The sequence below is a fragment of the Brevundimonas aveniformis DSM 17977 genome (genome assembly GCF_000428765.1).
Classification (GTDB): Bacteria; Pseudomonadota; Alphaproteobacteria; order Caulobacterales; family Caulobacteraceae; genus Brevundimonas; species Brevundimonas aveniformis.
The window spans coordinates 867,463-880,374 of record NZ_AUAO01000001.1 but is presented as its reverse complement, the minus strand read 5'-3'; the positions used below and the strand labels follow the sequence as shown (position 1 = coordinate 880,374).

At 64.3% G+C, this 12,912-nt stretch carries 13 protein-coding genes; 7 read left to right on the top strand and 6 right to left on the bottom strand.

All coding sequences use genetic code 11. The features are described 5' to 3' along the window. The first annotated feature begins 1 nt into the window (after position 1). The 4 genes from G391_RS0104535 (at position 2) to G391_RS0104520 (ending at position 2,906) form a co-directional block, all read left to right on the top strand. Positions 2-316, top strand: coding sequence for a hypothetical protein (locus tag G391_RS0104535; RefSeq protein ID WP_029086469.1), 315 nt, complete (start codon positions 2-4; stop codon positions 314-316). Next, entirely contained in the window at positions 313-1,269 is a 957-nt protein-coding gene (locus G391_RS0104530) for a glycoside hydrolase family 71/99 protein (RefSeq protein ID WP_029086468.1), read from the top strand. The genes G391_RS0104535 and G391_RS0104530 overlap by 4 nt, the downstream gene beginning before the upstream one ends. A gap of 94 nt (positions 1,270-1,363) precedes the next feature. Continuing rightward, positions 1,364-1,702 carry a hypothetical protein gene (locus tag G391_RS0104525; RefSeq protein WP_029086467.1) on the top strand — a complete coding sequence of 113 codons (339 nt, stop codon included), beginning with the start codon at positions 1,364-1,366 and terminating at the stop codon, positions 1,700-1,702. Next, positions 1,695-2,906: a hypothetical protein gene (locus G391_RS0104520; protein WP_029086466.1), complete on the top strand. Its 1,212-nt coding sequence runs from the start codon at positions 1,695-1,697 to the stop codon at positions 2,904-2,906. The genes G391_RS0104525 and G391_RS0104520 overlap by 8 nt, the downstream gene beginning before the upstream one ends. 494 nt (positions 2,907-3,400) lie before the next feature. Here the strand turns inward: G391_RS0104520 and G391_RS0104515 are convergent, their stop codons facing one another. The 5 genes from G391_RS0104515 to G391_RS0104495 all read right to left on the bottom strand — a co-directional run bounded on the left by G391_RS0104515 (position 3,401) and on the right by G391_RS0104495 (position 9,138). Beyond that, on the bottom strand, positions 3,401-4,852 hold the full coding sequence (locus G391_RS0104515; RefSeq protein ID WP_029086465.1) for a sigma-54-dependent transcriptional regulator: 1,452 nt from the start codon (positions 4,850-4,852) through the stop codon (positions 3,401-3,403). A gap of 127 nt (positions 4,853-4,979) precedes the next feature. Further along, positions 4,980-5,447, bottom strand: coding sequence for a PTS sugar transporter subunit IIA (locus G391_RS0104510; RefSeq protein ID WP_029086464.1), 468 nt, complete (start codon positions 5,445-5,447; stop codon positions 4,980-4,982). 110 nt (positions 5,448-5,557) lie between these two features. Next, the gene (gene hpf, locus G391_RS0104505) at positions 5,558-6,199 is read right to left on the bottom strand and encodes a ribosome hibernation-promoting factor, HPF/YfiA family (protein ID WP_029086463.1); all 642 of its coding nucleotides are present in this window, start codon (positions 6,197-6,199) and stop codon (positions 5,558-5,560) included. Positions 6,200-6,279: 80 nt separating this feature from the next. After that, complete coding sequence (gene rpoN / locus G391_RS0104500) at positions 6,280-7,800, bottom strand: RNA polymerase factor sigma-54 (RefSeq protein ID WP_029086462.1); 1,521 nt, start codon at positions 7,798-7,800, stop codon at positions 6,280-6,282. 87 nt (positions 7,801-7,887) lie between these two features. Continuing rightward, the gene (locus tag G391_RS0104495) at positions 7,888-9,138 is read right to left on the bottom strand and encodes a UbiH/UbiF/VisC/COQ6 family ubiquinone biosynthesis hydroxylase (protein WP_029086461.1); all 1,251 of its coding nucleotides are present in this window, start codon (positions 9,136-9,138) and stop codon (positions 7,888-7,890) included. A 90-nt stretch (positions 9,139-9,228) separates the two neighbouring features. Between G391_RS0104495 and G391_RS13810 the strand changes: the two genes are divergently transcribed. The 3 genes from G391_RS13810 (at position 9,229) to cuyA (ending at position 12,056) form a co-directional block, all read left to right on the top strand. Further along, complete coding sequence (locus G391_RS13810; protein WP_051257110.1) at positions 9,229-10,584, top strand: dicarboxylate/amino acid:cation symporter; 1,356 nt, start codon at positions 9,229-9,231, stop codon at positions 10,582-10,584. Positions 10,585-10,700: 116 nt separating this feature from the next. Next, entirely contained in the window at positions 10,701-11,054 is a 354-nt protein-coding gene (locus G391_RS0104485; protein ID WP_029086460.1) for a TonB family protein, read from the top strand. Between the two features lie 3 nt (positions 11,055-11,057). Then, entirely contained in the window at positions 11,058-12,056 is a 999-nt protein-coding gene (gene cuyA, locus G391_RS0104480; protein WP_029086459.1) for a D-cysteate sulfo-lyase, read from the top strand. 22 nt (positions 12,057-12,078) lie between these two features. On the opposite strand, the gene G391_RS0104475 is transcribed toward cuyA, so the two are convergent. Further along, a complete protein-coding gene (locus G391_RS0104475) occupies positions 12,079-12,879 on the bottom strand; it encodes an enoyl-ACP reductase FabI (RefSeq protein WP_169719093.1) in 801 nt (266 codons plus the stop codon). Between the last annotated feature and the right edge of the window lie 33 nt (positions 12,880-12,912).

The window sequence follows — 12,912 nt, the reverse complement described above, 5'->3', positions numbered from 1 at the left end:
TCTGAAAGCGAAACCGCCCGCCAATCCCTTTGAGGTCGCCCGCCAGGCGGCCCGGCGGCGGGCGCTTCGCGCCTTGAAACGCGCGCAACGCACCGCCGAACGCGGTGGCGTCGAACTTTCGGACTGGGAAGAAGAATTCCTCGGCTCGGTGGGCGAGCGGATAGAAACCTACGGACGCGCCTTTGCCGACCCGGACAAGGGCACCACCGGCGCGCCCCTTTCCGCCCTGCAAGGCCGCAAGCTCAAGGAAATCCAGGCCAAGGCCAAGGGCGAAACGCCCGGGCCGCGCACACGCCGCCGAAAGCCTTTCGGATGAGGCGGCGGGGGTTTCTGGCCGGTGCGGCAGCCCTGATCGCCACCCCATGGCGCGCCCTGGCCCGGACCCGACGTGAAACCCTGGCGTTTCACTATGGCTGGTATGCGCCGAACCAGGGCTGGGGCGTTTCGGCGGATGGTGACCGCAACCATCCCAATCAGCCCGCAGACGGCCTCTATGACAGCCGCGATCCGGCGGTCATCGCCCGCCAGATCAGCCAGGCCCGCGCCGCCGGCATCACCGGATTCATCACCAGCTGGGACGGTGAGGCCAACCCCCGCGATCAGGTGCTCGCCGCGCTCGTTGCCGACGCGCCAGATGGGTTTTCCATCACGGCCTATGTCGAGAGCTCGGGTGGGTCGCCGGCACGCCTGACCGAACGACTGAACGCGCTGTATCGTCGGTTCGAAACGGCCCCGGCCTGGCTCAGGCTTGCGGGCCGGCCCTGCATTTTCGTCTTTGATCGCGTCCTGCAGGAGATCGGGGAGGACGGCTGGACCGCAGCCCGCGCCGCCCACACCACAACCACCGGCGGTGGCTTTGCCTGTGTGGGAACAGCCAACAATCTGGATGAGATCGCCGCGCGGCGGGCGCTGTTCGACGCCGTGCACATCTATTCGGTCCAGTTCGAGACGGATGGCTGGTGGGTCGGATTCGGCGTGCGTGCACGCCGCTGGATGCGCCGCTGGGTTCGCGCGCAAGACGGCCTGGCCGTCACCACCGCCACCGTCCTGCCCGGCTACGATGACCGGCGGCTGGATGATCGCACCGGCAACCGGCCGACCACGCCGCGACGCGAGGGGCGTACCTTCCGCCTGATGCTGGAGGCTGCCCGCGTCGCCCGCCCGGACTGGATCCTCATCGTCAGCTGGAACGAATGGCTCGAGGCCACCGAGATCGAACCGTCGCTGGAGAATGGGTCGAGGGAGCTGGGGACGTTACACAACCCATAGGGGTTGTACATTCCAGATTCTCTACTAGGTAGATTTTTATCTGTAACATGCCCATAATGGAACGCCGGTTTCTGACACCGGCACGGGAGGGCACATGGGAAACAAACCGACACCACAGAAGCTCAACAACCTGATCCATGTGGCCCTTGAGCACCAAATGCGGCTTTGGCCCAAATTCACATCCGCTGACGGGTCGAACAAGGTGGAGTTCTTCTGGCCGCTACGAGAGGGCACGGGTACGGATCGTTACTTCATGAAGGATAGCGATATCCGTCAGATCGCGAACGATGCAGCAGGACCGGTTTGCTCAGAGTTGGAGATCAAGCCCATTCACTATGGGACTTCCGCCGATATGGCCGCCGTTAAAACATTGGATGATTTGAAAAACCTCATATCAGCCTCGATCGTCAAACAGGAGAAGTGGGGTGCTTAGGACCGCGATCATAGGGCTGGCTTTGGCGGCCGCTTCCGGAACCGCAGCGGCCCAGACCTCGCCGACACCGCAAAGTCGATTTGCTGGGGCCTGTTCGAACTATGCGGGCAGCGACCTCCCGAATGATGAAGTTCTCGCCAGCATCATCGCCACGGGCAGTCCGTCATGGTCCGCCCCGCTCGTGCGCGCCTACAATGCGACACTTGCCGGCGTGTCCACACCCACGAACCCGAATCTGGCCGACCAATTCCTGCCAGGAAATGGAACGTGGGATTCGCTGTTGCGCGAAATTCACTCGGATGAATTCCCCGAGCAGACGCAACGGCGGACCGATCAAATTCAGATTTCACGTCGGACCCGCGGGCTAGACGCACAGGCGTGGGTAAGGGCCTATCTGGGCGGCGAGGTCGGTCTGATTACCGTCCATTGTCCCCTGGCCAAGCCGGATGAACCTGCAACCTCCGCCCCACGACGTTTGATTATCACCGGTGACATCGCGGGCCTGAGTGCTGCGCGGCTCGATCAGCGTACATTTGGGACAATCAGCTACACCAACGACCGGGTCGCCAGTACTGAGAGTTTCAATGTTGATGTGGTCCTCGGCCTTGGGGTTTTTGATATCGGTGCCGCCCGCGTGGTCCCCTATCTGAGCTATGAGCGGGAATCTCTCAGCAGCTCCCCCGTCAACGACCTGACCCTCGGGGCGACCGGCTTCTGGCAACGCGATTTCCATGAGGTTCGCTGGAATGCGGCCTATGAAACGGATGATGAGTTCGACTCGTCGATGTGGATGGCCGATGTCGAGTGGGAGCCTGCGCCGATCCGGGCCTGCACCCAGCGGATCGGACGAGCGGGCATGTTCCAATGTGAGTATGGTCTGCGGCTTGACTACTCGTATGTCGAGGACCCGGGGAGCAAGGCCTCACTCGCCAACGTCGAGAACTACCTCCGTGCGGGGGGCTGGCTCGGATTGTCTTATGGTCAACCCCTTTGGAGAGGGTGGTTCGAGGCCCGCCTCCGCTATGCGCTCATGGAACCCTTGACAGGGGAAGAGGGCGATGTCGCAAGGGGCGAGGTCAACTTGACCCTGTCGCCCCGAGAGACATCCAACTACGAGTTCGGCATCGGCTATGTGAACGGTGAAGACCTGACCAGTCTCGTCCGTAGCGAAACGATCAAGGTGTTTCTGGGCATTCGCTACTAGCCGCCGCCTCTCGTTCAACAGGGCAAAGGCCAGATAGCACGGCTCGCTGCGGCATGGGTGCATCTGCACCGACACATTGACGGGTCGCCGGCCATGGCCGCTGACAATGATCGGCGCGTTCAGCTGCTGACTTTCGTCCATCTGACCGCCCCCCTATGCCGTTGATGCGACACTCGACCTGTTGGCAGTCACCGTCGCAGCCAGCGGCCAGCCTCAGGTCCAGCCTGAGCCTTCACGCTGCCCGTTGACCTCTAAAGCCTCACCCGTCCTGAGCCAGACGGGCTGATCGACTGCCTTTGGCCCGTCCGGTGGTCCGAAAAGCAGCGTCGAGGCTCGGACAGGTCTGGGCTACCAATGGAAGGCTGTCAGGGCTGTGGCCGATGTCGCCACAGCCATTGGCAACGACATCGCTGAGAGCCTGAGCATCGGCACCCCCCGAACCCGGAAGGGCTACGGCCAAGGCCAAATCGGGTCAATCGGACCTGACTTGGCGTCTAACCCAACCTGGCCACGATCTCTTCCAGGCCCTGTTCGCGGACCTTGCGGTAGAGGGTCGAGCGCCCGATCCCCAGCCGGCGCGCGACCTCGGACATATGGCCGGCATAGACCTCGATGGCGTGCTGAATCAGGTCGCGCTCGATCGAATCCAGGGTGCGAAGATGCCCCCGGTCATCGAGGAACTTCACCGGAGCTTCCGGCAGGGGCGGCAGATCTTCCGGCAAGCGGATCGGCATTTCCATCATCGGGCCACCCGGCTCATCGGCCATCGGCGGGTTCAGGCCGGAGATCGACGGGAAGTCATGCGGCTGGAGATAGGCCCCATCAGCCAGGACGATGGCCCGGTACACCGTATTCTCGAGCTGGCGGACATTGCCGGGCCAGTCGAAGCCCTGCAGCAGCCGCATGGCCTCGGGTGAGGCACCGGCGATCCGACGACCTTCCTCGACGTTGAAGCGGGTGACGAAATGCTCGACCAGAGCCGGAATGTCCTCGCGACGTTCGCGCAGGGCCGGGGCCTCCAGCGGAAAGACGTTGAGGCGATAGAACAGATCCTCGCGGAAGGTGCCTTCCCGGACCTGTTGGGCCAGATCCCGGTTCGTCGCCGAGACGATGCGGACATCGACCTTGACCGGACGCTTGGACCCGATGGGGTCGACCTCACCCTCCTGAAGGGCGCGCAGCAGTTTGACCTGCATATCCAGTGGCAGTTCGCCGATCTCGTCCAGGAACAGGACGCCGCCGTCGGCCTCCTTGAACTTGCCAAGATGCTTGTCGGTCGCGCCGGTGAAGCTGCCCTTTTCGTGGCCGAACAGGATGGATTCCACCAGATTGGCCGGCAGAGCCCCACAGTTCACCGCCACAAACGGTTTGCCCGCCCGGTCCGAGGATCCATGAAGCGCGCGCGCGATCACTTCTTTGCCGACGCCGCTTTCGCCGGTGATCAGGACCGGGATCGTCGACGGGGCGGCGCGCTCTCCCATCCGCTTGACCATCTGCATGGCCGGGCTGGTTCCGACCAGATCGCCGAAGCCCATGCGACCCGCCGCACGCTTCTTCAGGCGGGATACCTCGCTGGTCAGGTCGCCCATCTGCAAAGCGTTGCGAACCCCCACCAGGATACGCTCGGGCGAGGCCGGCTTGACAAAGAAGTCCTGTGCCCCGGCCCGCATCATCTCGACCACGGTTTCGATCCCGGCATTGGCCGTCAGGATGATGACCGGACAGGCCACGCCGGACAGGCGCGCCTCTTTCAGCACCTCAAGCCCGGACATCTGGGGCATGACCATGTCCAGCAGGACCACATCGACCCCGCCGCGCGCCAGGCGATCCAGACCGGCCGGCCCGGACTCAGCCCCCTCGAAGGCAAAGCCCTCGCGCTCCAGCACCGCCTGAATCAGCCGGCGCTGGGTCGGATCGTCATCAATGACGAGAACCGTCTTGGCCATCAAACACCCCATCACATCACAGTGGCCTCGCCTCTGTCGGGCGTGGCTCGTTCTGGGACAGGTTCTAGCGTGTCTGAGTGAAGATCAGGTTTACCGCAAAGCCAACGTAGCTAACGGTTTGTTGACGTCAGGCGGCCGCTTCGGCCTCGGAACGATGGGCCAGCAGGGCATAGAGGGCCTCAGGCGTGCGAGCCCGGCGAAGCTGTTCACGGACCTCGGCCCGGCGCAACAGACGCGACACCGCCGCCAGGGCCCGCAAATGCTCTGCCCCGGCGTCGGCTGGGGCAAACAGTGCGAAAACCAGATCGACCGGACGGTCATCCAGCGCCTCAAAATCGAGCGGTTGCTCGAGCTTGACGAAGACGCCCGCTACCTTGCCGATCTCGGGCGAGCGCGCATGTGGAACAGCGGCACCGCCGGCCAGGCCGGTCGAGCCCAGCGCCTCACGCTCCATCAAGCCTTCGAACAGAACCTTCTCGGAGGCACCGACTAGCGGCGCTGCCAGCTCCGCCAGCAGGTTCATCAGCTGTCGCTTGGTCGTCACGCCGGCGCGAACTGCGACGGCCGAAGGCGACACCAACTCTGAAATATCCATACTCTCTACCGATTCACCCCGTGGGTCGCACGGTCTATAGCCGGCGACTCTGTCATTATCGCGACGGGCGCCGCCCTAGCGGTGTTCGCCCAACGCGACAAGACTAGCGACTAACCCTTCCCGTTCGATGAACGCGTTCGCTGGGGGTCTATCCAGCCGATATTACCGTCGGGCCGGCGGTACACGACCGACACGCCACCGTGCGCAATATTGCGGAAGATCGAGACGGGATAGCCCGTCATGTCCAGTTCCAGCACGGCCTGGCCGACCGTCATTTGCTTCAGCTCGGTATCCGTCTCGGCAATGATCATGGCGGCGGGTGGAGCCTCGTCCGGCCGGCCGGCGTCGCCAAAATCGACATCCTCCACCAGGCCGGGATCCCGCAGCACAGTCGATCGAGCAACCGCCGCAGCGGCTATCTCGGTTTTTTCGGGCGACATTCGGCGCGGGCCGAGGTGGTGGTCCTTCAGCCGGCGCTTGTAGCGGCGCACGCGCGTTTCCAGTTTGTGCAGACTATCGGTGAAGGCCGAATGGGCATCTCCGCCCTCTCCGGTCGTGACCAGAGACTGGCCCGAGGCCAACCGGACCCAGCAATCGACGCGGTAGCTATGACCGTCCTTGGACACCACGACTTCGGCATCCTGGCCACCACGTTCGAAGTACTTTCCGATACCGTCCTGAAGTTCCTGGGAGATGCGCGAGCCTAACGCTTCGCCAACATCCATGTGCTTGCCGCTGACTTGGACCTGCATGGCCCTAAAACGCGCCGGGAAGCGATTGGTGTCAAGCCGAACCCGACGTGTTCAAAAAAGTGTGTTTGAGGGAACCGAACCTAGCCGGTGCGCAACAGCCGTCGACGCTCTACCGACGAGGGAATTCTTAACGCTTCCCGATATTTGGCAACGGTTCGCCGCGCAATATCGACGCCCGCCTCCTTGAGAATTTCGACGATCCGGTCATCAGACAGAACCGCCGCCTCGGCGGATTCTGCCTCGATCATCAGTTTGATCTTGTGACGCACCGCCTCGGCAGAGTGGCTGGCCGCGCCATCGGTCGAGTTGATCGCCGAGGTGAAGAAGAACTTCAGTTCGAACAGGCCCCGCGGCGTCGCCAGATACTTGTTCGATGTGACCCGGCTGACGGTCGATTCATGCATCCCGATCGCGTCGGCCACAGTCTTGAGATTGAGCGGTCGAAGACATTCGACACCAAAGGCCAGGAAGGCGTCTTGCTGACGCACGATCTCCGACGCCACCTTAAGGATGGTCTTGGCGCGCTGATCCAGCGACTTGACCAGCCAGGCCGCCTGGGCCGAACACTCAGCCACGAAAGTCTTGTCCTCGTCGCTGCGGGCCGAGGCCTGGACCACAGCGTGATACCGTTTGTCGACCAGCAGCCGGGGCAGGGTGTCCGCGTTCAGCTCCACCCGCCAGCCCCCGGCGGGGTCCGGCTTGACGAAGACATCCGCCACGACCGTCTGGCTCGGCTCGCCGCCAAAGGCCGCGCCCGGGCGGGGCGTCAGAGCCTTCAGCTCGGCCATCATCTCAGCCATGTCCTCATCATCGACGCCACACAGCGCCCTGAGTTGGCCGAAATCGCGACGCGCCACCAGTTCGAGATTGTCGAGCAGGGTCTGCATGGCCGGATCGAGCCGGTTCTTCTCCTTGAGTTGAAGTGCCAGGCATTCCGTCACCGACCGCGCCAGGACCCCCGTGGGCTCAAATGACTGGCATCGCACCAGGACGGCCTCGATCCGCTCGACCGACCAGCCGAGCCGATCGGCCAGCTCCAACAGCTCGACGCGCAGATAGCCGCCCTCGTCCACGCCATCGATCAAGGCCAGGGCGACCGCGTGCTCGACGGGGGTGAAGCCCATCAGGGCGGCCTGGTTCTGCAGATGCTCGGCCAGGGAAATCTCACGCCGGAGCACCCGATCCAGCAGATCTTCGTCTGCCTCTATCGACCCCCCGCGCCCCACCGTCGACCAGTCGCCCAGCGGCTGATTGCTGTCCGCCAGCCGGTCCGACGTCTTTTCGCCCGGTGACGCATCGCCATAGACGTCGTCAGGGCGAGCGTCGACCGCGTCGGTCGCCGCTGCCGAGCCGCCTTCTTCGAAGATCATCTCCGCCCGATCCGCCGGCGCGTCCGCCGCCTCGACCGGCTCGTTGGTGTCGGCACGATCAGGATCGTTGTCATCGCGCGCCAAGAGCGGATTGCGTTCAAGCTCCCCCTCGACGAAGGCTTCCAACTCCATGTTTGACAGCTGCAACAGCTTGATCGCCTGCTGGAGCTGGGGCGTGATAACGAGCCCCTGCCCCTGCCTGATCTCCAGCTTTTGACCGAGTCCGGCCATCGCACATCCACCCCAGGGCCGATGGCCCGAAACTTGCTGACGGGCATCCTGGGGTCAGGGCGGTTAACGCCGATCTAAGCGTCGGGACTAAAGCGCCTCGCCCTTGAGCAAACGGGGCAGATCGCCCACGGCACCGCCGGCCTCGGCCATGAAGAAGCGCCGCGCCGCCGGGATCGCATTCACCGTCGCCATGCCCGAATCCCGCACCGCCCGGATTAACGGGTTGTCGGTCGCAAATGTCCGATCAAAGGCTTCCATCATCAGGGCCATGGTCACATTGTCGAAGCGTCGCCAGCCTTGATAGCGGGCCAGAACCGATGGCGAGCCGATGTCCTCGCCCAGACGTCTGGCATCGACCAGGGTTTCGGCCAAAGCCGCCGCATCCTTGAGCCCGAGGTTCAGGCCCTGGCCCGCCAGCGGATGGATGCCGTGGCCGGCGTCGCCCACCAGGGCCACACGAGGCCCGATCAGGCTGTCAGCCAAAAGCAGGCTGAGCGGATAGACAAAGCGGGGTTCCAGCACCTCGACCTCGCCCAGGAACTCACCAAATCGACGCGACAGATGCGCGGTAAAGGCCTCCAGGCTCGCCGCCTTCAAGGCCTTGGCCCGGTCGTGCGGCTCGGTCCACACCAGCGATGCCCGCTGGTCGGTCAAGGGCAGGATGGCCAGAGCCCCGTCGGGCAAAAAGACTTCGTGGGCGACCCCCTCGTGCGGGCGCTCCAGCTTGACCGTCGCCACCACGCCGGACCGCGGATAGGGCCAGGCGACCACGCCGATACTGGAGGCTTCCCGAACCCTGGAGGCCCGGCCTTCGGCCCCCACCACCAGAGGCGCACGCAACCGGCTGCCGTCGCTTAGCGTCACGGTTGCGCCGAACGCATCGCTTTCCAGCTCGGTCAGCCCCACCGGGGTACGCAGTTCCACTGTCGATCGCTCCAGCGCGCGGGACAGCGCCGCCCGGGACTGACGGTTCTCGACCATCCAGCCCATGGGCTCGCCGTCGGACCGGTCGGTGATCTCCTCGGCGTCAAACCGCAGAAAGACCGCGTGCCCCGGCCCCGAGGCTGCGCCCGGCCGCTTGCCGTCCGTCACCAGGATTCGCTGGATAGGCTGGGCCACCTTGGCCAGATCCTCGCCCATGCCCAGAGCCTGCCACTGGCGAAAACAGGCCCAGGCGATCGCAGAGGCGCGCCCGTCAAAACTGGCGTCGAGCTGGGTCGAGAACGGGGCGGGATCGACCACAATCACATCCAGCCCGCCGCTGGCCGCAGCCAGGGCAAAGGTCGCCCCGGCCAGACCGGCCCCGGCCACGATCACATCGGCGTCAAAGGTGCTCATGGGGTTTCTCTAGCTGATTTTGATCGCGTCTGCATTGGCTCTTGCCCAGGTGCGTCGGGGCCGCAATGAAGGGCGTGGGGAGGAACATTGATGGCCATCAAGGCAGCACCGGGCGTTTCGCCTGTCCGACCTGAGCCAGGGGCGCCTGCGGTAAAGAAGCCCGTCTGGAGCCATCTGTACGTCCAGGTCATCACCGCCATCGTGCTGGGTGGCCTGATCGGGCATTTCTGGCCAGCCTTCGGCGAGAGCCTCAAGCCGCTCGGCGACGCCTTCATCAAGCTGGTGAAGATGATCATCGCCCCGGTCATCTTCCTGACGGTGGCCACCGGAATCGCCCATCTGCGTGACCTGAAGGATGTCGGGCGCGTGGCCGGAAAGGCCTTCGCCTATTTCCTCACCTTCTCGACTCTGGCCCTGATCGTCGGTCTGGTGGTCGCCAATGTTGTGCGGCCCGGTGCCGGCATGAACGTCGATCCCGCCACCCTCGATCCCAGCGCCGTCGCCCAATATTCCGAGGCCGCACACGACCAGACCATCACCGGCTTTCTGATGCACATCATCCCCGACACGATCGTCGGGGCTTTTGCGGAGGGGGCGATTCTTCAGGTCCTGTTCTTCTCCATCCTGTTCGGCATTTCGCTGGCGGTCATCGGCGACCGCGCCCGGCCGGTCCTGAGCGTGCTGGAAAGCGCCTCGGACGCCTTTTTCAAACTGGTCCACATTCTGATGAAGGCTGCACCCATTGGGGCCTTTGGGGCCTTTGCCTTTACGATCGGCAGGTACGGCATCGAGAGCATCGTCAGCCTGGCCGCCCTGGTGGGCACCTTCTATCTGACGTCGCTAATCTTTGTGCTTGGTGTGCTGGGTGCCGTGGCCGCTGCCAACGGTTTCTCCATCCTCAAGCTGATTCGGTACCTCAAGGAGGAGCTGCTGCTGGTGCTCGGCACATCCAGCTCCGAGGCCGCCCTGCCGAGCCTGATCGAAAAGATGGAGCGGGCGGGGGCCCGCAAGTCCGTCGTCGGCCTGGTCGTGCCGACCGGCTATTCCTTCAATCTGGACGGCACCAATATCTATATGACGCTGGCCGCCCTGTTCATCGCCCAGGCCTGTGGCATCGACCTGTCGCTCACGGAACAGCTGCTCTTGTTGGCCGTCGCCATGCTCAGCTCCAAGGGCGCGGCGGGCGTCACTGGGGCCGGCTTCATCACCCTGGCGGCGACTCTGGCAGTGGTGCCCAGCGTGCCGGTGGCGGGCATGGCCCTGATCCTGGGCGTGGACCGCTTCATGTCCGAATGCCGGGCCCTGACCAATTTCATCGGCAATGCCGTGGCCACCCTCGTCGTCGCCCGCTGGGACAAGGCCCTGGACGTAGAGGCCATGCACGCCGCCCTGAACGGCGAGCCCGCTTCTCTGGCCGCACCCATGATCGAGGCCGATGAAGACTAGCCAAGCGATCGTCTGTCGAACACGCCGGGAGCCTCGATCTCAATAGAGTACTCAAGTCGCCTTGAATTCGATCCACGGACGCGCAATCACGAATTGTCGGGAAGGGACAGTATTTCATGCTTGTGGCAATCGTGACGTCGTCAATAGCCTTGATGCTGCAGGCCGGGCTTGAGCCGCCTCGTCCACCCGTGCCTGTTGCCGTTGGTGAAGAGGTCGCTGGTCGGTGGCGCAGAGCCCCTCGGGTGATCTACCCGCCTGTTGCCCTCAGTCGCGGCGTCCAGGGCTGGGCCGATATCAGGTGTTCGCTCGCCACCGACGGGAGCCTGAGCGATTGTCGTGTCCTTCAGGAATCACAGCCCGACTACGGATTTGGGGATGCCGGGCTCGAGGCCATGATGGCTGCTCAACTGGCTCCGGGGATCCAGACGCCGTTCGTGCGTCAGCGTATTCACTTCCGGCTGGGAGACTAGATCATGCATCTCGCCCGCTTCCCGCGCGTTCGCCTCGCCCACCTGCCGACCCCGCTGGAGGTCGCGCCACGCCTTTCGGAGATGCTGGGGCTCGAGCTCTGGATCAAGCGCGACGACTGCACCGGACTGGCCGGGGGCGGCAACAAGACCCGCAAGCTGGAGTTCCTGGTCGGGGCGGCACTCGACGACGATTGCGACACCCTGGTCACCCAAGGCGCGGTCCAGTCCAACCATGTGCGTCAGACGGCGGCAGCGGCGGCGGCCTGTGGCCTGAACTGCGAGGTCATCCTCGAAGAGCGCACCGGCTCGCGCGCCGAGGACTATATGGGCAACGGCAATGTCCTTCTGGACAAGCTCTTCGGTGCCGCCATCCGTTTTGTCCCGCGCGACACCGACATGACTGCCGAACTGGAAAAGACCGCCGACGATGTACGCGAGCGCGGTGGCCGGCCCTATGTCATTCCCGGCGGCGGCTCCAACGCCATCGGCGCGCTGGGCTATGTCGACTGCGCCCGCGAGATCGTGGTCCAGGCCGACGAATTCGATCTCGAGTTGGACCGTATCGTCTGCGCCACCGGCTCGGCCGGAACGCAAGGCGGACTGGTCGCGGGGTTAGCCGTGATGGGTGCGGACATTCCGGTCCTCGGTATCGGCGTGCGCGCGCCCCGTCCGAAACAGGAAGAGATGGTCTTCAAGCTGGCGACCGAAACCGCCGTCATGCTGGGCCGGCCCGAGGCCGTCAGCCGAGATCAGGTCGTCGCCGATTGCGACTATGTCGGTGAGGGCTATGGGCAGATTGACCCGGGCGTCGTCGAAGCCCTGCGCCTGGCGGCGCGCACTGACGGCCTGCTGCTGGACCCCGTCTATACGGGCAAGGCCATGAAAGGGCTGATCGCCCTGGCCCGCTCTGGCGCGCTTCAGGGCGAAACCGTGGTCTTCATCCACACCGGAGGCGCTCAAGGCCTGTTCGGCTATCAGTCCGAGATCGGCGACCTGTTCTAGGAAAGAAACCGGTCAAGCCGGATCAGCCCTCGCCTTCGTCCCCCGCCATGCCCATCATGTGGAAACCGGCGTCCACGTGGATGACCTCGCCAGTGGTCGAGAAGCCGAGGTCTGAGCACAGCCACAGGGCACAACCGGCTACGCCCTCCATGGAAGTGTCCTCCTTCATGGCCGACATTTCGCGACCCTTGGACAGCATTCCGCGACCGCCCGAGATCCCCGCCAGGCTCAGCGTGCGCATGGCACCGGCCGAGATGGCGTTCACCCGGACACCCTTCGGCCCCAGGTCGCGCGCGACGTAACGGGTGGCGGCTTCCAGCCCGGCCTTGGCCACGCCCATGGTGTTGTAGTTCGGGATAGCGCGCTCGGATCCCAGATAGGTCATGGTCACGATCGAGCCGCCGTTCGGCATCAGGGCTGAGGCGCGCCGGGACACGTCGACAAAGCTGAACACCGAGATGTTCATGGCCAGTAGGAAGCTGTCGCGCGTGGTGTTCTCGACGAACGAGCCCTGCAGCTCGTTCTTGTTGGCGAAGGCGACGGAGTGGACGACGAAGTCCAGCGTGCCGAAGGCCTGTTCCAGCTCGGCGAAACAAGCGTCCATGGAGGCGTCATCGGTGACGTCACACGGGATGATCGCCTTGGCCCCGACACTTTCGGCCAGCGGGCGCACCCGCCGCTCCAACCCCTCACCGAGATAGGTGAAGGCCAGCTCGGCCCCCTGGGCCGCCAACTGTTGCGCGATGCCCCAGGCGATGGAGTTGGTGTTGGCCACCCCCATGATCAGGCCCTTCTTGCCCTTCATCAGCTCGCCCGCAGGCATATTCCAGCTGGATTCACCGGCCATGGATCACGT

Excerpts from the sequence above, each read along its gene's own strand:
- G391_RS0104530 (WP_029086468.1), top strand. The coding sequence starts at position 313 with ATGAGGCGGCGGGGGTTTCTGGCCGGTGCGGCAGCCCTGATCGCCACC.
- G391_RS0104525 (WP_029086467.1), top strand. The coding sequence starts at position 1,364 with ATGGGAAACAAACCGACACCACAGAAGCTCAACAACCTGATCCATGTG.
- G391_RS0104515 (WP_029086465.1), bottom strand. The coding sequence starts at position 4,852 with ATGGCCAAGACGGTTCTCGTCATTGATGACGATCCGACCCAGCGCCGG.
- G391_RS0104510 (WP_029086464.1), bottom strand. The coding sequence starts at position 5,447 with ATGGATATTTCAGAGTTGGTGTCGCCTTCGGCCGTCGCAGTTCGCGCC.
- hpf (WP_029086463.1), bottom strand. The coding sequence starts at position 6,199 with ATGCAGGTCCAAGTCAGCGGCAAGCACATGGATGTTGGCGAAGCGTTA.
- rpoN (WP_029086462.1), bottom strand. The coding sequence starts at position 7,800 with ATGGCCGGACTCGGTCAAAAGCTGGAGATCAGGCAGGGGCAGGGGCTC.
- G391_RS0104495 (WP_029086461.1), bottom strand. The coding sequence starts at position 9,138 with ATGAGCACCTTTGACGCCGATGTGATCGTGGCCGGGGCCGGTCTGGCC.
- G391_RS13810 (WP_051257110.1), top strand. The coding sequence starts at position 9,229 with ATGGCCATCAAGGCAGCACCGGGCGTTTCGCCTGTCCGACCTGAGCCA.
- G391_RS0104485 (WP_029086460.1), top strand. The coding sequence starts at position 10,701 with ATGCTTGTGGCAATCGTGACGTCGTCAATAGCCTTGATGCTGCAGGCC.
- cuyA (WP_029086459.1), top strand. The coding sequence starts at position 11,058 with ATGCATCTCGCCCGCTTCCCGCGCGTTCGCCTCGCCCACCTGCCGACC.
- G391_RS0104475 (WP_169719093.1), bottom strand. The coding sequence starts at position 12,879 with ATGCCTGCGGGCGAGCTGATGAAGGGCAAGAAGGGCCTGATCATGGGG.